General features: G+C 56.5%; 23 protein-coding genes and 1 pseudogene. 15 read left to right on the top strand and 9 right to left on the bottom strand.

All coding sequences use genetic code 11. The features are described from left to right. Nucleotides 1-144: 144 nt before the first annotated feature. Complete coding sequence (locus BSZ39_RS07895; protein ID WP_073716809.1) at nt 145-2,715, bottom strand: DEAD/DEAH box helicase family protein; 2,571 nt, start codon at nt 2,713-2,715, stop codon at nt 145-147. Further along, the gene (locus tag BSZ39_RS07890; RefSeq protein WP_245792463.1) at nt 2,708-4,159 is read right to left on the bottom strand and encodes an Eco57I restriction-modification methylase domain-containing protein; all 1,452 of its coding nucleotides are present in this window, start codon (nt 4,157-4,159) and stop codon (nt 2,708-2,710) included. The genes BSZ39_RS07895 and BSZ39_RS07890 overlap by 8 nt, the downstream gene beginning before the upstream one ends. A 291-nt stretch (nt 4,160-4,450) precedes the next feature. Here BSZ39_RS07890 and BSZ39_RS14910 point away from each other — a divergent pair. The 4 genes and pseudogenes from BSZ39_RS14910 to BSZ39_RS07875 form a co-directional block, all read left to right on the top strand. Continuing rightward, nucleotides 4,451-4,792, top strand: a pseudogene (locus tag BSZ39_RS14910) (hypothetical protein); the annotation flags it as partial. Between the two features lie 151 nt (nt 4,793-4,943). Continuing rightward, entirely contained in the window at nt 4,944-5,267 is a 324-nt protein-coding gene (locus tag BSZ39_RS14605; RefSeq protein ID WP_245792464.1) for a hypothetical protein, read from the top strand. 50 nt (nt 5,268-5,317) lie between these two features. Beyond that, entirely contained in the window at nt 5,318-5,557 is a 240-nt protein-coding gene (locus BSZ39_RS07880; RefSeq protein ID WP_342741811.1) for a helix-turn-helix domain-containing protein, read from the top strand. Continuing rightward, nucleotides 5,554-6,414: a DNA adenine methylase gene (locus BSZ39_RS07875; RefSeq protein ID WP_073716807.1), complete on the top strand. Its 861-nt coding sequence runs from the start codon at nt 5,554-5,556 to the stop codon at nt 6,412-6,414. Before BSZ39_RS07880 ends, BSZ39_RS07875 begins: the two co-directional genes overlap by 4 nt. On the opposite strand, the gene BSZ39_RS07870 is transcribed toward BSZ39_RS07875, so the two are convergent. The 5 genes from BSZ39_RS07870 to BSZ39_RS07850 are packed head-to-tail and all read right to left on the bottom strand — an operon-like array spanning nt 6,401 to nt 10,408. Further along, the gene (locus BSZ39_RS07870; protein ID WP_073716806.1) at nt 6,401-7,240 is read right to left on the bottom strand and encodes a type II restriction endonuclease; all 840 of its coding nucleotides are present in this window, start codon (nt 7,238-7,240) and stop codon (nt 6,401-6,403) included. The two genes, BSZ39_RS07875 and BSZ39_RS07870, sit on opposite strands and share 14 nt — an antisense overlap. 4 nt (nt 7,241-7,244) lie before the next feature. Further along, complete coding sequence (locus tag BSZ39_RS07865) at nt 7,245-7,472, bottom strand: helix-turn-helix domain-containing protein (RefSeq protein WP_073716805.1); 228 nt, start codon at nt 7,470-7,472, stop codon at nt 7,245-7,247. After that, nucleotides 7,469-9,118 (bottom strand): DUF2326 domain-containing protein, encoded by a 1,650-nt coding sequence (locus tag BSZ39_RS07860; RefSeq protein ID WP_073716804.1) that lies wholly within the window; start codon nt 9,116-9,118, stop codon nt 7,469-7,471. Before BSZ39_RS07860 ends, BSZ39_RS07865 begins: the two co-directional genes overlap by 4 nt. Further along, nucleotides 9,103-9,330: an ABC-three component system middle component 7 gene (locus BSZ39_RS15035; RefSeq protein WP_073716803.1), complete on the bottom strand. Its 228-nt coding sequence runs from the start codon at nt 9,328-9,330 to the stop codon at nt 9,103-9,105. The genes BSZ39_RS07860 and BSZ39_RS15035 overlap by 16 nt, the downstream gene beginning before the upstream one ends. Continuing rightward, entirely contained in the window at nt 9,317-10,408 is a 1,092-nt protein-coding gene (locus BSZ39_RS07850; RefSeq protein WP_245792462.1) for an ABC-three component system protein, read from the bottom strand. Before BSZ39_RS07850 ends, BSZ39_RS15035 begins: the two co-directional genes overlap by 14 nt. Nucleotides 10,409-10,962: 554 nt before the next feature. Here BSZ39_RS07850 and BSZ39_RS07845 point away from each other — a divergent pair. From BSZ39_RS07845 to BSZ39_RS07820, 6 genes are all read left to right on the top strand, one after another. Next, nucleotides 10,963-11,625 carry a sigma-70 RNA polymerase sigma factor region 4 domain-containing protein gene (locus BSZ39_RS07845; RefSeq protein WP_245792461.1) on the top strand — a complete coding sequence of 221 codons (663 nt, stop codon included), beginning with the start codon at nt 10,963-10,965 and terminating at the stop codon, nt 11,623-11,625. A gap of 58 nt (nt 11,626-11,683) precedes the next feature. Further along, nucleotides 11,684-11,923 carry a hypothetical protein gene (locus tag BSZ39_RS07840; protein ID WP_073716801.1) on the top strand — a complete coding sequence of 80 codons (240 nt, stop codon included), beginning with the start codon at nt 11,684-11,686 and terminating at the stop codon, nt 11,921-11,923. Beyond that, nucleotides 11,920-12,333, top strand: coding sequence for a hypothetical protein (locus BSZ39_RS07835; protein ID WP_200829171.1), 414 nt, complete (start codon nt 11,920-11,922; stop codon nt 12,331-12,333). The genes BSZ39_RS07840 and BSZ39_RS07835 overlap by 4 nt, the downstream gene beginning before the upstream one ends. Beyond that, entirely contained in the window at nt 12,320-13,456 is a 1,137-nt protein-coding gene (locus BSZ39_RS07830) for a DUF2800 domain-containing protein (protein WP_073716800.1), read from the top strand. Before BSZ39_RS07835 ends, BSZ39_RS07830 begins: the two co-directional genes overlap by 14 nt. Before the next feature lie 23 nt (nt 13,457-13,479). Then, nucleotides 13,480-14,031 (top strand): DUF2815 family protein, encoded by a 552-nt coding sequence (locus BSZ39_RS07825; protein WP_073716799.1) that lies wholly within the window; start codon nt 13,480-13,482, stop codon nt 14,029-14,031. Nucleotides 14,032-14,109: 78 nt separating this feature from the next. Next, nucleotides 14,110-16,077 carry a DNA polymerase gene (locus BSZ39_RS07820; RefSeq protein ID WP_073716798.1) on the top strand — a complete coding sequence of 656 codons (1,968 nt, stop codon included), beginning with the start codon at nt 14,110-14,112 and terminating at the stop codon, nt 16,075-16,077. On the opposite strand, the gene BSZ39_RS07815 is transcribed toward BSZ39_RS07820, so the two are convergent. Together BSZ39_RS07815 and BSZ39_RS07810 are read right to left on the bottom strand one after the other, a co-directional pair. Then, nucleotides 16,074-16,832: a hypothetical protein gene (locus BSZ39_RS07815; RefSeq protein ID WP_073716797.1), complete on the bottom strand. Its 759-nt coding sequence runs from the start codon at nt 16,830-16,832 to the stop codon at nt 16,074-16,076. The two genes, BSZ39_RS07820 and BSZ39_RS07815, sit on opposite strands and share 4 nt — an antisense overlap. Before the next feature lie 93 nt (nt 16,833-16,925). Beyond that, nucleotides 16,926-17,108: a hypothetical protein gene (locus BSZ39_RS07810; protein WP_139041185.1), complete on the bottom strand. Its 183-nt coding sequence runs from the start codon at nt 17,106-17,108 to the stop codon at nt 16,926-16,928. 247 nt (nt 17,109-17,355) lie between these two features. Between BSZ39_RS07810 and BSZ39_RS07805 the strand changes: the two genes are divergently transcribed. The 5 genes from BSZ39_RS07805 to BSZ39_RS07785 all read left to right on the top strand — a co-directional run. Next, nucleotides 17,356-18,138, top strand: coding sequence for a phage antirepressor (locus BSZ39_RS07805; protein ID WP_073716796.1), 783 nt, complete (start codon nt 17,356-17,358; stop codon nt 18,136-18,138). Then, on the top strand, nt 18,135-18,572 hold the full coding sequence (locus BSZ39_RS07800; protein WP_073716795.1) for a DUF7768 domain-containing protein: 438 nt from the start codon (nt 18,135-18,137) through the stop codon (nt 18,570-18,572). Before BSZ39_RS07805 ends, BSZ39_RS07800 begins: the two co-directional genes overlap by 4 nt. Next, nucleotides 18,569-20,830 carry a phage/plasmid primase, P4 family gene (locus BSZ39_RS07795; protein ID WP_073716794.1) on the top strand — a complete coding sequence of 754 codons (2,262 nt, stop codon included), beginning with the start codon at nt 18,569-18,571 and terminating at the stop codon, nt 20,828-20,830. Before BSZ39_RS07800 ends, BSZ39_RS07795 begins: the two co-directional genes overlap by 4 nt. Nucleotides 20,831-20,958: 128 nt before the next feature. Then, on the top strand, nt 20,959-21,237 hold the full coding sequence (locus tag BSZ39_RS07790) for a VRR-NUC domain-containing protein (protein WP_073716793.1): 279 nt from the start codon (nt 20,959-20,961) through the stop codon (nt 21,235-21,237). Beyond that, nucleotides 21,218-22,446 (top strand): SNF2-related protein (locus BSZ39_RS07785; protein WP_245792460.1); only part of this gene is annotated, 1,229 nt, incomplete at its 3' end. The genes BSZ39_RS07790 and BSZ39_RS07785, both read left to right, overlap by 20 nt.

Genomic DNA, 22,446 nt, shown 5'->3' with positions numbered 1-22,446 from the left:
CTATCTCGCACCGGCCGACTACGCTCGGCAGTGCACCCATCAAATCGAAACCGACGACTCGCACAACGTCCGGACCTAACCGTGGGGGCAGGTCACGGGGGTCTGGAACGACATTCGGCTTCTCTCGGTAAGGCTGGCAGGTGGTCAGGCGATGGCGTCGTCATCTACGGCCACCACGGTGTCGTAGAGGCCGTAGCGCCGCAGGCCCTTGTGGGACTCGATGCCGGTGTAGGACAGGGACGAGTCCTCGTAGCGGCGGAAGGCGAAGACGGCCTGGTTCATGTGGGTCGCGTTGAAGACGCCAAGGTTCACGAGCAGATGGAAGTCCTCAACGGTCAGTCCAGTGACGGTGCGGAACAGGCCCGGTTCGAGCTTGGTGATGACATCCTGGAGGGTGTTCTCGCGGAAGTCGGTCAGGTACATGAACGCCGGGATGCGGGTGGCGAACTTGACCAGCTTCTCTTGAATCTGCTTCCGCTTGGACTTGTACTCCTCCTCTTCCGCCGTGAGTTCCTTCTTCTCCGCCGGAGTGATCTCTTGGCCCTTCTCCTTCTTCGCCTTCTTCACGGCGTCGCTCTTGTTCACGACGGTCTCGAAGATGTCGTTGCCGAGCGCGCGGAAACCTTCGATGTTCATGACGGCGCTGAGGGCGTCAGGGTTGTTCATGATCTTGCGCAGGGTGTCGTTGTCGACGTTGACGAGGATCGCGGACTCCCACTTGCGGGCCAGGAGGGTCGCGGAGGTGCCCGACATGGCGATGTCGAGGATGCCGCCCGCATCGACCTGGGTCATGTTCGACCCGTCGTAGGCCAGCACGGGCAGGAACTTCACGAGCTCCTCCACGGCCTGCTCGGGGTTCGGCGTCTCCGGCGACAGGCCTGCGCCGTAGTCGGCGATCTGACGTAGCGCCCGGGTGGGCGCGAAGTCGAACACGAAGCACACGGGCTTGAGGACTGCTTCGGCGCTCGGGTTGTCACCGTCGGGGTTCTTGATCGACCACGGTGACTGTACGCGGAACGCTGCCTGGAAGTATGTCTCGGGCGAGTTGAGGTTTCGCAGCATCAGGATCGAGGACCACTGCTTGACGGTGACGCCCGTGGTGAGCTTGCCGCAGGACAGGGTGATCGTCTTCGTTTCGTGGCCGTCGCCAATCGCCGCTCGCACCGGTGGGAGCGCATCCAGGCCAATGCCCGCGCCAGCACCCGCGACGACGAGAACCTGGTAGTCGTGCCAGAACACGTTCTGCTTCTCCGCGAGCAGGTTCGCCATCGCCTGGCACGCCGCAACGTTGGGCAGGAACCAGAACGAATGCTGCAGGTACGGCAGGAGCCGGACATCGGAGTACGGGAACGGCGGACGGGTGCCCATTCGCATGGCGTCGACCTGCGTGGGCAGGTGAGCGCCACGGATGAGATCGAGCCACTTCTGCACGTCGGTCTTGTGCGTGAACTCGGCGTCCTTGCCGATGCCCTTCGCCTCGAAGAACTCGTTGAGGTCGAACTCGTCGAACTCTCCCTGGTTCGCGACGGCGATGAGCTCGTCGGGCATCTGGTACGTGAACAGACGCATCTCCGGGAGCGCCCCGTACAGGTTCCACGCGTCCGGATGCGCGACGGCGTACTCGGCCTTGGCACGCTGCTCATCGGTGTAGGTCCAGTTGAAGATTTGCTCCTCGATGAACTCACCTGTGGCCAGCGCCTTGAACGGCGTGCCCGACAGGTACAGGTAGGCGCGGGTGGTGATCGGCAAGAAGTCGTCCTCGTCGTTGCCGAGCTCGTCGAGTTCCTCGTCGAAGGCCACGAGGCCGTCGTTGTACTCGGCGGCCAACTCCTTCTGCTTGACCTTCTCGTCCTCGCCCTCGAACAGCTCTTTAGCGGACTCTCGCCAAGCGCCGAAGTGGTACTCGTCGAAGATCACGAGGTCCCAGTTTGTGGTGTGGACCCACTCGTTCTTCGCCTTGATGAGCCCGGTCTTCCGGTCGCGCCCGAGCAGGTCCTGGAACGAGCCGAAGTAGACCAGCGGCCGAGTCTTGTCGGCATCGTCCGGGCTACCCCCGGTGGCCGAGGAGAGGTACTGCCAACCGTCGAAGTCAGCGTGCGACTCCAAGTCGGTCTGCCAGGCATCTTCCACCGCAGGCTTGAAGGTGACCACGAGGATGCGTCTCGCGCCGAGCCGCTTCGCGAGCTGGTAGGAGGCGAAGGTCTTCCCGAAGCGCATCTTGGCGTTCCAGAGGAACCGTGGCACCGCCTGGGAATCCTCGGCCCATATCGACTTGAAGTAGCCCTGCGCCTTCTCGACGGCACTGGCCTGCTCCGGACGCATCGGGAACGTCTCGTGGTGCGTGCCGCTGAGCTTGACGCCGGTGCGAAGCTCGGTGATCGCCGTACGCACATCCTCCGGGGTGCAGCGCATCCATTCCCGAGACGAGCCGAAGATCGGGTTCTCAAAGCCCTTGTCAATCAGCCGCTGGCGCACATCCGAGTCGCGAAAGATCGACCCGTCGCCGCGTTCGGCGAGCTCGTCGACGTGGAGCGTGTAGGCCTGCTGCATCTGGCCCTGAGACTCGCGGATGCGCGCATTCACATCCGTCTTCGTTGTCTGCCCGACCTTGAGAAGTCCTGCATATCCTGCTGGTGGATCGTTCGGCGACCACGCGTAGATGCGCAGCCTCGCTTCCGGTCTCTCTGGGAGAAGCTCGTCGATGTCTCTACTCATCGCTATCGTCGGCCCCGTCCTCGTCGAAGAGGGTGTCGTCGTGGGCAGCGACCTGGGACTCGATGAACGCGATCTCGTCATCGGTCAGTCCGTAGCGCTCGTACAGAAGAACATCTGTCCAGTCCCGATCGAGAGGAACATCTGGGACAAAAGCGTACACATCCCGAGTAGCGTGCTGAGTGGACTTACGGAGCGACACAAGGAAGCGGACAAAGCGGGTGCGCAGATACGCTGCATACCGCGTCGCCTCCTCCTCAGCGTCAAACCTTCCAGCGACAAGATACGTCTCCGTGCAAGCTGTGCCGGGGCCAGCAATGATCGGTTTGGAGAGGAACTTGGTCTCGACCGCAGCGCTCGTGCCCTGCACAGCAGTCATCAGGACCTTCCACTGATCGATCCACCCGTCACTCAGCGGAACCTCACTTCGGGCGACCCAAGTGATCTTGCGAGAACCGAACAGCTGTACCGGGTCCTTCAAACCGCTGGCGGTTGGCTTGCCATGAAAGAAGGTGCGTAGACCGAATGGCTTGCCTGCAGACACGCGAGTGTCGAGCGTTGGCTCCTGCCTCGCTCGAACCTTTTCGAGAATCGGAACGGCTTCATTGCGTCGGACGAGTACGTCGTACGCGTCGAGATAGCGAGCAACAGGTGCGCCGAGCGGCTCGCCGTCCCACATGGTCTGGATCGTGCAAGGACCGTCGTATTCGCGATCCCAGAGGAAATACGAGACTCCGCCTCGGATCTTTACGCCGGGGAAGGCCTCGTAGAGTTTGGGGTAGTCGACGATATCGTGCATGCGATGGTCGGAGAGCATCTTCTTGCGGTACTCATCGAGGCCCTTGCCTCCCGCAAACCAGCGAGACGGAGTGACAAAGACTGCGAAGCGTGGGTCGAGCCCCAGCGCCTTCTCTACGAACATCTGGTAGATCGGTGCAGCGGAGGTGCCGTAGCCGCCGTCGCTGAGCTGGTAGGGCGGGTTGCCAATGATGACGTCGAACTGCATGTTGTCTCCGAACAGCTCGGCGATGCGAGCTTTGATGTCGTCGGTGTGGATGAAGGCGTAGGCGTGAGTCTCAAGATCGTCGCCCCGGGCGTAGTCGTCCTCGCCCGCTCCGCAGTAGATGCACTTGCGGTTGGTATAGACGATGACTTCTTCGCTGGTCAGCGGATCGGATCGGAACTCTCGTTTCCCACCGCCCCAGGTGTGCTCGGTGCGCTCGAACCAGATATTGCCGTCCTCGGTCGTGAATGACCTGGCGATCGAGTGCGGGCCGTTGGCGAACTTCGAGCAGTAGACGCTCCGGCGCGCAAGCAGCGCAGTGAGCTGGGTGATCCCGATGCCGAACACCTGATGGGTGAGGATGTGATCGACGCGTTCAGCGAGGTCGGGGATTGCCAGGACCAGTCCGTCGGTGAGTCGACGGACGATCTCGCGGAGGAACACGCCGGACTTGGTGAACGGATCGGGAACCGGTGCGGATTGGATACAAGGCAGTAACCAGCAGTCGTTGAGGAAGCGGCAGAAACGTGCCTGCGACTAGCAGAAACGCCCAACCGTGACCACCCGACCGCCAAGATTCTCGCGTCATCGTCGATCTGTATACAGACAAGGGAGCGACGACCGGCTTGGCGCAACCCCCTATCCACTGTCTGCAGAGGTCCCGCCAAAAGGTGTGAGTAGTGCCAGAAGATGTAGGTGACACGGCTTGCTATTCGTCCTTTTCAGAGCGTGTATATGACTAGCTCAACGACAAGGAGAAAGATCATGGACACTTTTCGACCTGGCCCTACGGACTCAATCGTGAGGTTTCATCTGACGAACTTCCTGTTGGAAAACCTTGCCCATGAGGGTCACGTTGAATGGCTAGAGGCTTTCAAAGCACACAAGCATGTTGCCGAGGTGCTTGGTCTGGTGACGCGTGAACTACCCTGGCTAGCAACCCGCACGGATCCACAAGGACACAAGTCTTTCGGCGTTCGCATGTCGCGCAAGATTATGTGCGGCGACTGCGGACGAGCGTTCGGCCACAAGACCTGGCACTCGGGCACCCCGAACCGGGTCGACGTGTGGGAGTGTCCCACGAACTACGTCAAGCGCGGCACCTGCGCCACCAGCCACCTCTACCAGGAAGTGCTGCTGGTGAAAATGGCTGAAGCGTTGCAGGTGCTCGCTGGGCGCAACCGCGCGGCGGTCGACCAGGCCGTGCACAAGCTTGCGTACAACCGGTGTGCGACGACGCCCATCGACGCTCCACACGGCGATCGACAAGCTCCTGACCGAATCGCCGACGCAGCTTGCGCTCCACATCCCGGATTTCCTTGCCGTTCTGGAGGGTGGGTGCATGCTCACCGATGGCAGGCTCGGTTTCGTGTTCATCACCGGCGAAGCCGTCACCCTCGACCTGCCGCAACGCTGGAGCCCCGTGATGCGCCCAGGCGAACTCGCAACTACGAGCGCTACCGACCGGTTGGCGGAGGCATCCTCGACCTCGGATGTGCGTACCTGTGCTCTGACGCAGATGGCCTTACTCGAAAGCATCATCCGCGCATAATGCCGGGCCACCAAAAACCACCCAGTTCATACTAATTCCACTTGATTCGGATGAAATCATATGAAATACTATCCTCGTTCAGGACGAGGAGGACTGGGATGGAACAGGAACCTGACCGTTGGATTGGAATCGATGAGGCGTCGGCATATCTGGGCGTAACCAAAGACAGCATCCATAACTGGATTCGAAGTAGGGAGCTCGACATCCCTGCACACAAAATTGGCAAGCTCTGGAAATTCAAGAAATCTGAGCTAGACAGTTGGGTCAAGAGCGGAAAGAGCGCATTATGAGTATTGCAATTGAACGGGAGACCCATAAAAAGGTAATTGTTCCCCCGATAAAGATCCAAGGAATAAAAACCAAGCTTGTTCCATTTATTATAGAGACAGTTACGTGGAATCAGGAGGGGCGCTGGATTGAGCCGTTCCTCGGCTCCGGGGTTGTCGCTTTTAATATTGCACCCCAGCGAGCGTTGCTGACTGACAAGAATCAGCACATCATCAGGCTATATCAGGACATTCAGTCTGACCGTATCAACAGCAGAGTTGTCAGGCAGTTCTTAGAGTTCCACGGTGCCCAGCTTTCTAAGGAAGGCAAAGAATACTATTTGGAGATGCGCCAGAAGTTCAACGAGAACGCAGACCCACTGTATTTTCTCTTCCTGAATCGATCAGACTTTAACGGCATGATTCGCTTCAATAAATCAGGTGGCTTCAACGTCCCATTTTGCCAGAAGCCCGATCGCTTCTCTAAGGCGTACACCACAAAGATCTGCAACCAGATTGAAGCGGTTGCTTCCGTGATGCGGGATAAAGATTGGGAGTTCAAGGCCGCACCCTGGCAGGAAACAATTATCCGAGCCCAGCGGGGTGATTACATCTACATTGATCCGCCGTATATCGGCCGAGACACTTCATATGTGGGTGAATGGCCCGAATCTGAAGCGATCGAGCTAGCACGCCTTGCTCACGAAACCCCTGCAGATGTTTGTCTTTCGATGTGGAAAGAGAACAAATTCCGCAGGAATGAGCACCTATTTGATTACTGGAGCGATTTCGTGTGGCACGAACGGGATCACTTCTACCACTTTGGCGCAAAGGAGAGCAACAGGCACGCTATGACTGAAGTCCTGGCTACAAATCCCTAGGCGACAAGTCACTCTGATCGAACGAGAAGCTCTCTACGCGCTTCAGTACATCGACTAGGTCGAACGGCCGCAAAAGGCTGAGTCCTTCACTCTGCTTTGGGAGCCATTCCAGAAATTCTGGTAGAGACGTGTACGCTTTGTTTGCTGACCTGTACTTGGGATAATTTGCCCAGTACAGGTCGTACACATCCTCGCCAAGGGTAGCGAAAGGGCTGTTCCCTTCTACAGAATCTTCAAAGTTGCGCGTTCTGATCGAGCCGATGTTTTCGGTATTGCCAGACCCTGGCTTATCGCCAGAGATTCGGTACTTCTCTTGCATAAAGTATTTGACGTTGGTGTAGGGAGTTTCAATGCTGGCTCGGTCGGCAAAGTCAAATACTTTACTTTCCTGCGCAAAGCCGTTGCGGTTGTAGACAAAGCCGATCACGTAGTGCTTAGCGTAGTCCGTGTACTTGTATTCAATATTCTTAGTGTTATTGCGCATGTACGACGCGAAGGCCCCGAGTGTGAATTTGATTTGCGACCGCTCGGAGGCCACATACGTCGTCTTGATGTCCACGGCGATTTTCTCGGTTGAATCTGGGTCGTCCATAAGGACAAAATCCGGGTAGACCGTCTGAGATGCCGGTGTGATGATACTCAGATTATGTTCCGCTGCAATTTCCTCCAGAACAGGTTGAGCTAGAATCTCAAAAACTCTCCCGATGATTTTGGAATCCGTTCCGAGCGAATGGACTTTGTCGTCAGTTCCCAGAATTCCGTAGACATTAAGGTCGACGGTCTCCATTTTCTTGTAAAAATCCTTAATAAGGTTGGGTGCAGTCATTACTTTACTTTTCCTCGTTCCGAGATGTGCATTTAAGTGCGGTTTCAAACAGATCCTCGACTCGGCATTCAAGTGTGGTCGCGATTTTCATGAGGACTGTCATGCTTACGGGTTCGTTTTTGCCGAGTTTGGCTAACGAGTTTGTGCTGATTCCGGCGGCTTCACGTAGCTGGACTTTGTTCATATTTTTGTCTATGAGTATTTTCCAGAGTTTGTTGTACTGGAGTTTCATGGGCGTTCCTTTCGGCTCCACTTTTCACCGAAGAGGGCTTGCTCGTTGTTGTCGAGTTTGAGCACGGTGGTCTCTCGCAGAATGTGCTGGGCCTCTTGGGTGCATTCGCTGGTTTTGTCAACGGCGATGAAAATCTGTTTTTCGATTTGGTCGTTGTAGACGCGGATGAGGTTACTGAGATCCGGTCGAGGCATAGAGTCAAACATGACGGAGTCATGTGCCAGTGCGGGTAACACTGTGTTCTGAAGAACAGCAAGGTCATAGATAATCATGCTGCGATGATTCGTGCCAGTGCCCTTATCCTTAGGGGTCTCAAACGTGTAGCTGTTATATGCGCTCAGCGTGAGCTGTGGAGCGTTGTACTCCCCGCCGGTTACCTCGTCGTTGATCGCTTCCATTTGGGTGTTGATAGCGATTTCGATGGCTTCGAGAACGGTGGCTACTTGGTTGTGGTAGCGCTCGCTGGCATCTTTCTTTTCGATTCCAAGTCTGTTGCGGATATCGAATGCTTCGTTCTCGTCTTTGAGTTTGTTGATTCGTCGGTCGAGTGAGGTGTATGCATCGAGGAACTCGTCGGTGAATGCTTTGGATGCTGGGATTGAGTCCATATGTGAGAGCAATTGTGCTTCAACTTCTTGAAGTTCACTAATGTCGGCTTCAACAGCTGTTTTGGCTTGTTCGAGTTCTTCGCTGAGGATGGTTTGGATCCTTGAATGGAATTTTTCGACCTTGACGAGCGCTTCAAGGTCGGCTTCGGGAAAGAACTCGTGGAGAGCCTGTAAATCGGCTTCTGTTGGGTAAGCACCATGCTGGAGGTTCAGGTTCAGTAAGTGGAGTTCGTCTTGTCGAGCTTTGATTTCGCGGCGAGTGTCATCAAGTGAGCGTTTGAGGGCGTTTCGTTCATTCGCTTTCTCTACTTCGGTTGGTTGAACGTCAGCTTCGTCGAGGTTTGCGAGTTTTTGGCGCTCCAATTCGAGCGAAGCGATCTCAACGACATTGGCCTTGTACTTGGTCAGCCCGTCAACAGCGGAAGGGATGAATTCGTAGCGGCGCGCTGTGCGAAATGCTTTGATGCGCTCATCTGCGTCTTGGAGCTGTGTCTTGAAGTCCTCGATGGATTCGTAGTACTGGAAAAGTGAAATCAGGACGTTGATTGCGTCGCGTTTTGGTTCTTCCCCGCCCCGTGTCTGGAGGGGTTTGAGTTCGTTGTGGTTGTTCTTCCCGTAGATGCGGAAGAGACGACTGATGGTGTTACGGAACGAAGCGCCGGGCAGATTCATGTTGTATTGCTGGGCTAGCCATTGTGTGTACTTCTTGATGTCCCATGATTCGAGTACATTACGGTTCTCGTCGACTACAACGACGGTGTCCGCTTCTTCAGTGTTCCGGGAGAAGCGGTATTCAGTGTTATCAAATTCGAATGAGAAGTAGATGGTGTGGGGGTCGAGTTCGTTGACGGCGTCGCTCTGGGTGTAGGTATTTCCGCCGAATACGAAGTCAATGATGAGCATCATCGTGGATTTACCGATGGAACCTGCGGCACCCGTAACCGAACCTAGAATCGTGTTGAGCCCCATGTGGAACCGTATGGGTGGGCGTGGCTGGTCACCGATTTTGAATGCGTCGCAGCTTATTTCTTTGAGCATCTGTGGAGCATCCCTTCTTCGTTGAGGTCAATGCGGCCAAGCGCGTAGAGGCAGTCCAAAGCGTCGATGATCTTGAGCGGATCTACTGTTGTCGGGTGCAATCGCGTGGCGAGGTCTTTGGGAGACATGGGTTCACTGAGTTGAGTGAGGATTTCAGGAAGGAGTGGTAGCCCTGTGGCTTGATAGGAGAAGAGTTTGTTAGGCAGTAACATCGAAAACCTCGCAAGACTGAACGAAGTAGGAAACGACGAAAGCGCAGTAGCGAATGTCCTGTTTCGTGATTTGGCTTAACCGATCGCTTAGGTCAGCGTGGATACGCATCTTCGGGTATCCCTTCTCGACCAGCTTCTTGGATAGGGCCTTGATTTGTGCTCGTAAGAGGTTGTCGTCAAAGGTTTTGAGCCGGGCTTCTTCCTGCATTTGCCCTTCGATGAACCGGTAATACTTGGTCACGTGTCTCATTACTTCGTCGTAGAGAAAGAAGTCGATGCTCTCGTCGATCTTTGCTTTCACTGCAACGGGGTCGAATGACAATGGTTCGAAGTCTTGGAGTTTCGCATTACCGAGTTTCTCGATCACTTTGGTGATGCCACGCTCGATGTCGACCGTTGAGGCAACCTCTCGCGCCTCGGCGACCCGGGTCTGGATCTGCTTGTTCTTCTTCAGCTCGGTTTCGGCAGCCTTCTTGTGTCCGAGTGTGTAGTCGTGAAAACAGGTGGGACACAATGCAATCAGATTCGGATAGTCACGCGAATCTCCAGTGATTCTTGTGATCTCATACAGCGGTTCTGCGCGGTTGTTAGCTGCGGGGACTTGCAGGTGTTGTCCGCAGCCATTTCGTGAGCAGGTGTATTTGCATTCTTCGAGCAATCGCGACCCGAAACGACCCTTGGCAGTGGTTGAAGTAGTGCTGGCTTGTTGCAGTTTCCGATCGTTTTCAAGATCTGGGTTGACGATGAATTCAAAAGATTGCTGAAACAGGTCAAAGAGGATCTCGCCAACATTATCCTCATCGACATTTACATCCGTGAACGAGGCAATGCTCAATGCGAGCGCAGCTTTGACTTCGTCAGCCGATTGAGTCTCGATGTCGTTGACGTAGTTTAGCGAGTCGATGAAGTTGTCTCGGGTTGGGTTCGCGAGCATTCGGCGTGCCAATGTCTTTGGTAGATCGCGATTGAACCACTTGCGTAACGTCTCGTCCGAGTGATCTTCGCCCGGTGTTTTCCCTCGCGTTGTGAACCATTGTTCCTCAGGTACGGCAGAGAGTCTTTCGAGCATGTCGCGCATGAATGTTGCCGTGTTGCGCTCGCTTCCAAGATGCGGATAAGCGGCGCGTATTAGCTCAGTGAATAGCAATCTCTCACCGCCTTCACGCCAGTTTTTGTCCCACTTGTCCCAGGCTGTCCCAAAGTACCCAATCCCGCGATGGTGCGTTTTCTAACCTGAAATCAGCTCGCGAGAGATGGACAAAATTCTATCACGGCTGTGTTTTCGCAACCAGATTTTGGCTTTTGCGCATCTTTCGTTGGCTTCGTCGAGCCTGTGGCAAGGCTCGATGAGCAGGTCAATTAGGGATTGTGCACAGCCCTTGTCGACCTTGAGTACCAGGGGAAATCCAACGGTGCTCTCCCTTCGGTCACGATCACACACCGAAGGTAACGCCATACAACTGAGCTCAGGTTTCTACTCGTCCCAAGTCGGAACGATCTGCAGGAGCCACTGGGGCGGGCATCCATCCGGGTGTCCGCCCGTAGCCATGCCTATGCAGATCATTTCACCGAATTCATACGAGTAGCAGCGTCTCTTGTGGGTCTTTCCGCATCTAGCGGAAGGAGCCCACCGTGGCTACACCTACTTCTCAACCACAAGCCCGTCCATACGCCACTCGACGCAAGGTCGACTCCAATCGACGTGAGCACTGGCAGATTTACCTGCCATCCGATCGTGGATGCGCATGGGTAGAACTCATTGACTTCCCAGACGATCAAGAGTTCCGTGACCAGATCCTTGACCCGGATTTCCTTCCGGAGTGGAAACAGCTGTGGTTGGAGGACGCTTATCAGCGTTTTCGTGACCGTGAGAACGACCGCAAGCGTCGAAGCAGGGGTAAACAATCCGAGTTCGGGAGTGAGGACGACCTCCTTGACCCTCAACTCCACGCTAAGCGGCTACGGCGTGACTACGTGCGGGCGATGGTGCGGGAGGGTGAGGCGTTCGACCCCGAATTTCAATTGATTCGCCAGACGGATACGGAGGACGCTGAGAAGATGGTCGCCGAGATCCTGCTTCCGCTGACCGATCAGCAACGCAAGTACATCACCTTGTCGTTAGGTGAAGATCTCTCCTACGCAGATATCGCTCGATTAGAGCACCCCGACGCTGACCAGGCACAGATCAACAAGCTGGCTGACGCGGTGCGTAACTCCGTGAACCGTGCTGTGAAGCGAATCCACAAGATGTTCGGCACGACCCGTCCGTATTCACCCTGCCCCGAGGACGTATGAGTGCAAGCCCCACACGGCGGCAAGCACTGTTTCGAATCTTCCAGAAAGGGGAAAACTTATGGCAAAGCACAAGCTTCGCATCAACGTCACCGACGATGCGCCAGATGACTCGCTGGTTTCCGCCCGTACCGTCAGCCTGCGTGAACGACTATTGGCCAGGATCCTCGGCCGTAGGCAACGCGTCACGGTCCTCGTGCCTGGTCGTCAGGTTGGCAGCGTCGAAATTATCGAACCTGACGACGACCTCATGGCCTTGGCTGACGCTCTCAACGGGCGTACGGGAGGTGAGGGGCGATGATGGATTTTCAGGCCCGCAACAACCTGATCAACGCATGGAACCAGGCCGCCGCCTATGCGTGTGAGCAGGCGCAAGCCCTCGAAGATGACTGGTATGAGCAGGTTGAAGACCATGCAGGCATGATCGGTGACCACCCGATACCCGCCGCACGACTAGTTGGCACATCAGAACCAAGCCGTTCCCCAGCGCACGAAGAAACACCAGACATGTCTCCAGTTGCGGAGCCAGAACCTGCGGTGACTTTGGAGGACGTGCGTGGCGTGCTCGCACAGCTTTCAGCGCAAGGGCATACGGCGAAGGTTCGTGAGCTGATCGTCGAGGCTGGTGCGGACAAGCTCTCGGCGGTGGATCCAGTGAAGTTTGGCTGGCTTCTTGAGCGGGCTAAGGAGATTGCTGATGGCACCGTCTGATCACGCACTCCTCTCAGCTTCTGGTGCTCACAGGTGGCTTAACTGCACACCGTCCGCTCGGCTTGAGTCCGATGAGCCAGAGTCGACGTCGGCGGCTGCCGAGCAAGGTACCGCAGCACACGCACTGGCTGAGCACAAACTCCGCAAGGCTCTCAAGCAGCGCTCGAAACGGCCAGTCTCGTCTTGGATTGATGACGAGATGGAAAGCTTGACTGACGACTACGTCGCTTACGTCCAAGAACACATCTCGATCGCCCAGGAGACCTGTGGTGATCCGCAGGTGCTGATCGAGCAGCGCCTGGATTTTAGCCATGTGGTTCCGGGAGGTTTTGGCACCGGGGATTGCGTGATCATCGCCGAACCCAAGCTGCAGATCATCGATCTGAAGTACGGGCAAGGCGTCCTCGTCGAGGCCGCGAACAATCCGCAGTTGATGTTGTATGCGCTCGGAGCGCTTCACACCTTCGGGAGCCTGTACGACATCGAGACCGTGGCGGTGACGATCTATCAGCCGCGCCGGGCGAACGTCGACACCTGGGAAATCCCCGTCGTCGAACTCGAACAGTGGGCTGAAACCGAGGTGAAACCGAAAGCTGAGCTGGCCTCGGCTGGTGAGGGTGAGTTTTGTCCGGGCTCGTGGTGCCAGTTCTGCAAGATCGCACCCACGTGTCGGGCACGAGCCGAAGCCAACCTTCAACTTGCCAAGCTGGAGTTCGCCCCACCAGCAGAACTGTCGGACGTAGAGATTGCTGACGTGCTCACACGGATTCCGCAGCTCAAAACCTGGGCGGCGGATGTCGAAGCCTACGCGCTCTCAAAGGCCGTCAACCAGGGCGTGGTCTTTGAGGGGTTCAAGCTTGTAGCCGGACGGTCGGTACGCAAATACAGCTCCGAAACCGACGTCGCTGCAGCGGCTGAAGCGGCTGGATATAGGGACATCTATGACCGCAAGCTCATCACTCTTACAGCAATGGAAAAGCTGATGGGTAAACCCGCCTTCAACGAGATCCTCGGCGACCTCGTGACCAAACCTGCAGGCAAACCCACCCTGGTTCCTGTATCCGACAAGCGGCCAGCGCTTGACCTGGTGAGTGCGGCCAGCGATTTTCAACCAAACAAGTAACGAACAGAAAGAAGAACAAGATTATGACTACTCAGAATCCGACCCGTATTGTGACCGGCGAAGTCCGCCTCAGCTATGCGCATGTGTGGGAGCCGAACTCCATCCAAGGAGGCAAACCCAAGTACTCCGTCTCCCTGATCATCCCCAAGACTGATACCGCCACGATCACTGCGATCGAGAAGGCCGTGGACGCAGCCATCGAAGCAGGTATCGGGAAGTTTGGGGGCAAGCGACCCAACAAGGCCGCCCTCAAGCTGCCGCTGCGTGATGGGGATATTGAGCGTGACGACGAAGCCTACAAGGGCGCCTACTTCCTCAACGCCAACTCTCTGACCGCTCCACAGATTGTTGATATGAACGTCGCCCCGATCCTGGACCGCGCCGAGGTCTACTCGGGCTGCTACGCCCGCGTATCCCTGTCCTTCTATGCGTTTAACACGAACGGCAACCGAGGAATCGCCTGCGCACTGGGCAATATTCAAAAGACCCGTGACGGCGAGAGCCTTGGCGGTGGGCGCGTGAGCGCTGAGACTGACTTCGGTGCCTTCGCCGCTGATGACGACTTCCTGAACTAACCATCCCCACACGTGGAGGGAACCAGCGTTCATTGTTGGTTCCCTCCACATTTTCCTCTATGTGAAAGGAACCTCGTCATGCGAACACTCTTCTGCGATATCGAGACTTTCAGTCCTGTTCAGCTCGCCAAGACAGGCGTCTACCCGTATGCCGAACACCCAGACTTCGACCTGCTCCTCTTCGGATATTCGGTCGACGGTGGCCCGGTCGAAATAGTGGATTTTGCCAGCGGCGAGACCCTGCCCGATGAGGTTCTCGCAGCACTGGTAGATCCATCCGTGGTCAAGTGGGCGCATAACGCCGCCTTCGAACGTGTCTGCTTGTCAGCGTGGCTACGAGCGCATCATTCGGAGCTTCTCGGTGAGGGGTTTCTTGACCCAAGGCAGTGGCGGTGCACTATGATCTGGTCGGCCTACCTTGGTCTGCCGATGAGCCTCGACGCAGTGGCCGCCGTCCTCAAACTCGACGTCCAAAAAGACACAGTAGGCAAGAAGCTGATCAAGCAGTTCTGCACACCCGCCACACCCTCAGTCTTGAATGGCGGTAAGCGACGTAACCCACCATCGGCTGATCCGACCGGGTGGGCGCGGTTTATCGACTACAATCGTCGTGACGTTGAAGTTGAGCTCGCTATCCACGACAGACTGGCGTTTTTTCCGATGCCAGAGGCCGAATGGGACACCTACGCTCTTGACCAATGCATTAATGATGCTGGGATTCTTCTCGACCACACGCTCGTGGACAACGCCGTTGCCGTGGATGAACATCACCGTAACGCGTCGCTTGCGCGTGCGCAGAAGCTCACGGGGTTGGACAATCCCAATTCGCCGATCCAGCTCAAACAATGGCTTGTCACCAGAGGTTGCGAACTCGAATCGCTAGCGAAAGCCGAGGTCGATGCCGCCCTCGATACCGCGACTGGCGTGGTGAAGGAAGTCCTCGAACTGCGCGGTGATCTGGCGAAATCTTCGGTGAAGAAATACCAGGCGATGCACAACGTCGCAGGCGCTGATGGTCGTGCGCGCGGGCTGATCCAGTTCTACGGCGCGGGACGCACCGGCAGGTTCGCCGGACGCCTCGTCCAAGTCCAAAACCTGCCCAGGAATTACCTGCCTGATCTTGACCAAGCCCGCTCGCTCGTCCAAACAGGCAACCTCGACGCACTTGAGCTACTCTACGAGTCCGTGCCCGACACCCTCAGCCAACTCATCCGCACCGCGTTTATCCCTTCACCTGGGCACAGGTTTATCGTTGCGGACTTTTCTGCAATCGAGGCGCGCGTTATCGCATGGCTTGCAGGAGAAACAACTACCCTGGCCGCCTTCCGTGAGGGCAAAGACCTCTACTGCGAAACCGCATCGCGTATGTTCGACGTCCCGGTCGAAAAACACGGCATTAATGGCGAGCTTCGGCAGAAGGGGAAGATCGCGGTGCTCGCCTGTGGTTATGGCGGCTCCGTCGGAGCGCTCAAAGCCATGGGAGCCTTCACCATGGGCTTAGCCGAGCACGAACTCAAACCAATCGTGGACGCATGGCGGCAAGCCAACCCACACATCGTCCAACTCTGGGCAGACGTTGAACAAGCCGCTATCGCCGCGATCTCGTCGCGCCAGCCGATCCGGCTGCGCAACCTGCGCTTTAGCGTTGAGTCCGGGATTCTCTTCATCGAACTACCCTCGGGTAGACGGCTTGCCTATGTGCAGCCGCGTCTGGGTGAGAATCGTTGGGGCGGTACGTCCATCACCTACACCGGAACCACCACAGCACGCCGCTGGGGACAGTTAGAAACCTACGGCGGGAAGCTGGTCGAGAACATCGTCCAGGCGATCGCTCGTGACCTGCTCGTGGTTGGCATGCACGCAGTCGCCAAGGCGGGGCATCGGATTGTGATGCATGTTCATGACGAGATCGTCATCGATGAACCCACAAACTTGGACTTCGCCGTCGCCGATGCGTGCAAGCTCATGTCCACGCTCCCGGCCTGGGCTGAAGGCCTGCCGCTGGATGCGGACGGGTACGAGTGTAATTACTATCGCAAGGACTAAATATTTGGATCTTCCCGCTTGATTGGCTCAGGGGTCAACCCGAGGTACTGGTTCGATGGGTTGAGCATGCTTGCGAGGTTTGCGAGTGATCCGTCTTCTAAAAGCGCCGGGTTCTTAACCATCTTGAGAATTAGAGCTTGTAGCTGCTCAGAAGGAATCTGCGAAAGCGCTTGTTCAATTTCTGCGTAATCTTCAACATCCACAATTCGCGCGGATTTGACCATGCGTAGCTGTTCGTCGCTATACGCCTTTGCTGCAAGCCCTGCGATAATCCGCGCCATTGCCTCTTGACGGGACATCACCTGTCTTTGATCTCGTTCAATGGCGGCATGCTCGTCGCGTGCTGGATCGAGCACCTGTGTCTCGGGCTCATCAGACTTCTTCTTTCGTCCGATGTTGCGGATCCGTTTCGCTTGACGGTTGACAGCAGGTCGCGCTGTTTCTTGCCACCACTGTTTGACGTGAGGAGCCGCCTTGGCTATCCCTGCCACCGTAACTGCGACAAGAAGTGTACCGATTGCTTCGGCGAGCTCATTGGATTCTTCAGATTCGCGGCGATAGTCAGAGGTGACAAACGTGTTCTCATACGAGTATTCGTCTGCCGAATTCAAGCGATCTTCATCGGGTACGAAGCGGGCGTGACCGGACAATACTCGATCTTCGTTGTAGAGGTTCTGATGAAGCGAACCATCGTCCCTGTGTCCAGGGTTGCCAACCGTCTCGTCCCACTCGTAGTAGCCGTAGATCCTTCCCATAACGCAATTCTAGTTTCGTATCGAACGAGAAACACTTCTATCACCAAGCGAGTTGGCGTGCAGGAATCATGATGGAACTAGCCAGCGCCGCTTCTACTCGTCACTGAGAAGCACGTTTGGATCGGTTGTCATGAACTCTCGAAGATACGCAGTGATCTGCTGATTCGCAGCATTCGGTGCTGGGTCGTTGTCGAGGTCGCGCAGATATTCCATGAAGGCGAACAGGCGCATGTTTTTCACCATCGCCCACACCGTTGCTTTATCAATCTCACTCATACCATCCATGTTCACTCCCGCAGCACTGTTTGTCTGCGGGGTATACGTGGCATCTCGTGTGAAGCAATTTCCATGGCACCCGTCCGGATTGGGTGGTGCTCGAGGGCGTATGTGCGAGAGCCCCAAAGCTCAGTGACCACAAACCCGCCCAGGGGTAACTCCTTGAAGGTTTGCGGCCTACCACTGAGAGCTTCTCGCACCAACCGGCGCACATTCGTCTATTTGGCTCTCAGAACAGGAGCCTGTCATGGGCAAAACCATCCAAACCTTCACCAACGACCGTTTCGGGCAGGTACGCAGCTTCACCGCTAATGATCAGACATGGTTCATCGCCACCGATATCTGCCAGGCCCTAGATCTCACGAACCCCTCGGTTGCCGTTTCGCGTCTCGATGCCGATGAGAAGGCTAAGTTCAACTTAGGGTTCTCTGGCGGTGCTACATGGTGCGTCAACGAGCCCGGCCTCTACGCGCTGATCATGGCATCACGCAAATCAGAAGCGAAAGCGTTCAAGCGTTGGGTCACCCACGAGGTGCTGCCGTCAATCCGTCGCTATGGCCTGTATGCCACCGACGAGCTGGTCACTAATCCCGAAGCGCTCCTCAAAGTGCTCGATGCGTACGTCGCTGAACGCCGCAAAACCGCAGAGCTCACGTTGCAGAATCTTGCTCAAGCCCAAGCCCTGGCTGAAGCGAAGCCGAAACTGTCCTACTACGACATGGTTCTCGAAGCTAAGGACGCTTTGCCGATCACGGTGATCGCGAAGGACTATGGGCTTTCTGGTCGCAAGCTCAACCAGCTCCTTCACGAACTCGGTATTCAGTACAAGCAATCGGGGGTGTGGCTGCTCTACGCACGGCACGCAGGCAACGGTTACACCGACACCAAAACCCACGTCATCGATGACGGCAACCGCACCCGGATTCACACCTACTGGACACAAAAGGGCCGCCTCTTCATCTACGAGGCCCTCAAGAACCAGCTCGGCATTTTGCCTGTCATTGAGCGTGAAGGTCAGGTGCAAGCATGAGCGCCACCACTTTGGATATTGGGTTTTCGAGGAAGAACACCGAAGGCTATCTGGATTTAACGAGCTATCACGCTTTGAAGAAGTTGCAGCGCGAACAGTTCGGCTACCGGCCCTTGGTTTATATCTGCTCGCCGTATTCGGGCGACACGGAAGCGAACGTTGAGCTCGCCCGCCAATTCTGCTCTTTCGCAGTAGCGGCAGGCAAGATCCCATTCGCCCCACACCTGCACTATCCGCAGTTTATGGATGACGCCGATCCTGATCAGCGTGAGTTGGCGATGTTTTTCAACAGGGTGTTGCTCGCCAAGTGCGAAGCGTTGTGGGCATATGTCGGACGCGTCAGCCTTGGTATGCGCTTAGAGATCGGGTGGGCGCGCGACCTCGAGTTGCCGATTAAGTTTTTCGATTCTGAATTCCAGGAGGTCACGCCATGACCACGCCCTTCACCCTCCATGCCGCCACCGTTACCGGCGTGCAGAACAACAACCACTACCCAAACAGGCACCGGGTCACTGACGCGGCCTCACTATCGAGGGTCGCGGGTTTCGATCATGTGGCCGCCACCTATGTGAATGATCGCCGCTCAACCGCAGCCTTCGTGGCGTCGGATTGCGTGGTGATGGATATCGACAACGACCACACCGAAACCCAAACCGAGTGGATCACACCAGAGCGCTTGGGCGAGTTGATGTCTGGGGTGGAGTTCATGACCGCCACCTCGCGTAATCACATGAAGGCGAAGGGTGTGCTTTCGGCGCGGCCGCGTTTCCACGTCTACTTCCCAATCCACGAAGTACACGACGCAGACGAATACGCGGGATTGAAGCATCGCCTCGCGGCGAGGTTCGCGTTCTTTGACAGTAATGCTTTGGATGCAGGAAGGTTCATCTACGGCACCCCTAACCCGCAAGTTACGGTGCATGAGGGCGACCAGTTGCTCGATGCATGGCTCGATAACGCTGACGAGATCGACGTGTTTGCCACCTTCGATCAAAGTACTCTCGTGATTGGTGAAGGGTCGCGCAACGCCACCCTCTCACGCTTCGCAGGCAGGGTCCTCATCCGCTACGGGCAGACAGATCAAGCCCGTGACCTGTTCGACCGCAAAGCATCATTATGCGAGCCGCCTCTGTCGGCTGGTGAGTTACAGACGATCTGGAATAGCGCGTGCAGGTTCGCCACGAAGGTCGCCTCCGACCCGAGCTATCTGCCACCGGAGGCGTATGCGCAGTTGACGAGTTTGAAGCCGGAGGATTTCACTGATGTCGGCCAAGCCATGGTTCTCGCCAGTGAATATGCGAATCGGATCTGTTACTCGCCAGCGACAGCGTGGATGGTTTACGAAGGCGGGGTGTGGGAGGAAAACGAACCCAAAGTCCAACACGTCGTCCAAGAACTGACCACCCGCCAGTTAGAGCAAGTAGATGCTGAGCTGGAGGCCATCAGCCAGCGCGCCAACGATCTCGGGGTGACGGCGATGCTCGCGGCCATGACGAAAACCAAAGCGCTGGGGATGTTCAGTTCTGAGCAGGCGCGGGTGTATCGGGAACTGACGGCGGCCCAAGAGTGGCAGAAGTTCATCTACAGATGCCGCTCCGACCGCACGATTCAGGCGGTTATGCGCCAAGCAAGGCCTCTCGCGCTTAGCAATCCCGAAGTGCTCGATGCTGACGCTTATTTGCTCAATACGCCCTCGGCAACGTTTGACCTGCGTGACGGGAGTAGGCGTGATCATGACCCTGCGGACATGGTCACCAAGCAAACCGCCACCGACCCCAGCGATATTGGCTTGCAGGTGTGGCGTGATTCCCTTGAGCTGACCTTCGGCGGCGACCAAGAACTCATCGCCTACGTTCAGCGGGTGTGTGGATTAGCAGCGATTGGCAAGGTGCTCATCGAAGCCCTCATCATCGCTTACGGGGATGGCAACAACGGCAAATCCACGTTTTGGAACACTATCGCCCGCGTCCTCGGCTCCTATTCTGAAACCATCTCGGCGGAGGTGTTGATTGCGGGCAAGAAAAACAACGCCAAACACGAAATGGCTGAAACAAGGGCCCGCCGCCTCCTGATCGCAGGTGAGAACGACGAGGGCGTGCGCCTTTCAACCTCCTCAACGAAGCAGCTGGCCTCGACGGACAAGATCGCAGCGGAGAAGAAATACAAAGACCCCTTCTCCTTCACCCCCTCCCACACCCTCGTGCTCTACACCAACCACCTGCCCAAAGTCGGGGCGATGGATACCGGTATCTGGAGGCGCCTTGTCGTCATCCCCTTCACCCAAACCATCCAACCCAGTGTGGATGTGAAGAACTATGCCGACCACCTCTTCGAACAAGCAGGCGGCGCAGTCCTCGCCTGGATCATGGAAGGCGCACGCCTGATCCACGCCGAGAATTACCGGCTCGTCCCACCCACCTGCGTGGTTGAAGCGTCGGAGAAGTATCGGGCGGCCAACGACTGGTTCGCCCACTTCCTCGACGAATGCTGCGAGCTCGACCCAGGTCTTGAAGAGAAGTCTGGGGCGCTCTATTCCTCCTACAGGGCTTGGGCGCTTAGCCGTAGCGAGTACGTGCGCTCAACGAGTGATTTCTATTCGGCCGTGGAGAAAAACGGCTTCACCTCGCGTCGAAACAATCGTGGAAAACTCATCCGAGGACTTCGCTTGCTTGACGAATTCGAGCTCAACTAACGACGGGTGTGTTGGTCGTGTACGTCGGTACTAGCCCTTTATATAGAAGCCAAAAAAGTACTTCTATATAGAGGTTTAGAACTAGACCTACATGACCAACACAACCCTTGACAACTCAAGGAAAAGTCATGAACGAGAAAACAATCGAAGCGAAGCTCAAGAAAGCCGTTGAAGCCTCTGGCGGCTTGTGCTGGAAGCTCGTCTGCCCTGGAACCATCGGCGTACCCGACCGGATATGCCTGATGAGAAACCGGGCTGTCTTCGTCGAATTGAAAGTACCAGGACAGAAACCCAGGCCAATCCAGCAGCGTCGGATGAACCAACTACGCCAGCAAGGCTTTGTCACACTGGTTGTTGATTCGGTGGACGGCATACAGGAGGTACTTGATGCACTACACGCCGCATAACTACCAACAACAAGCCACCCGGTTCATCATCGACCACGACGAGGCCGCGATCTTCCTTGGCATGGGATTGGGTAAGAGCGTCATCACGTTGACGGCGATCTGGCAGCTCATGCTCGACTACTTCACCATCTCCCGCGTTCTCGTCATCGCGCCATTACGCGTCGCGCGCGATACCTGGCCTGCAGAAGTAGCCAAGTGGGATCACCTTGACGGGCTCACCGTCGCGGTTGCTGTTGGAACCAAGCAAGACCGGCTGGACGCGTTAGCCAAGTCTGCGATGGTGACCATCATCAACCGTGAAAACATCCCATGGCTCGTTACCCAACTCGGCAATAGCTGGCCGTTCGACATGGTCATCATCGACGAACTCTCCAGCTTCAAAAACCATCGCGCCAAAAGGTTCACTGCGCTGGTAAAAATGCGGCCGCACGTTAAGCGCTGGGTCGGGCTCACCGGCACGCCCGCGTCGAACGGGCTGATGGACGTGTGGGCGCAGTTCCGGCTCCTCGACGGCGGTCAGCGTTTGGGCCGTTTCATTACCCGTTACCGCGATCGTTGGTTCGTGCCCGACAAAAGGAACGGGATGCAGGTCTTCACCTACAAACCCCGCGTGGGTGCTGAGGGCGAGATCTATGGGGCGATTTCGGATATGACGTTGTCGATGAGAACCACCGACCACCTGAAACTCTCGCCGTTGACGGTGACGACCACGCCAGTAACACTGGAGGCTAAAGAACGGCGCGTCTATGAGCAGTTGAAAGCCGATCTTGTCCTCCAACTCGGTGAGGCGACAATCGACGCCGCGAACGCCGCAGCACTCTCAGGCAAGCTCCTGCAGTTAGCGTCGGGAGCGATCTACGCCAGCGATGGCGAATGGACTGCGGTTCATGATCGCAAGCTCGACGCTCTAGAAGACCTCTATGAGGCAGCCAACGGCAACCCACTGCTCGTGGCCTACTGGTTTACCCATGACCGCGAACGCATCACCACCCGCTTCCCACAGGCACGCGAGTTGAATACCTCGGCTGATATCGAGGCGTGGAACAAGGGCGAGATTGCGCTTGGGCTGATTCACCCGGCATCGGCGGGTCACGGTCTGAACCTCCAGGCCGGTGGGCTGGATCGCCCCGGGTGTGGTGGAGGGTTTGATCTAACCGAGAGGATAGGAACATGCCTGCACCGAGTAAGTACCCTGCAGAAGTTCGTGAC

This window comes from Bowdeniella nasicola, assembly GCF_001907295.1.
Taxonomy (GTDB): domain Bacteria; phylum Actinomycetota; class Actinomycetes; order Actinomycetales; family Actinomycetaceae; genus Bowdeniella; species Bowdeniella nasicola.
The sequence above is the reverse complement of the archived record's forward strand: the minus strand, read 5'-3'. Positions and strand labels throughout refer to the sequence as shown.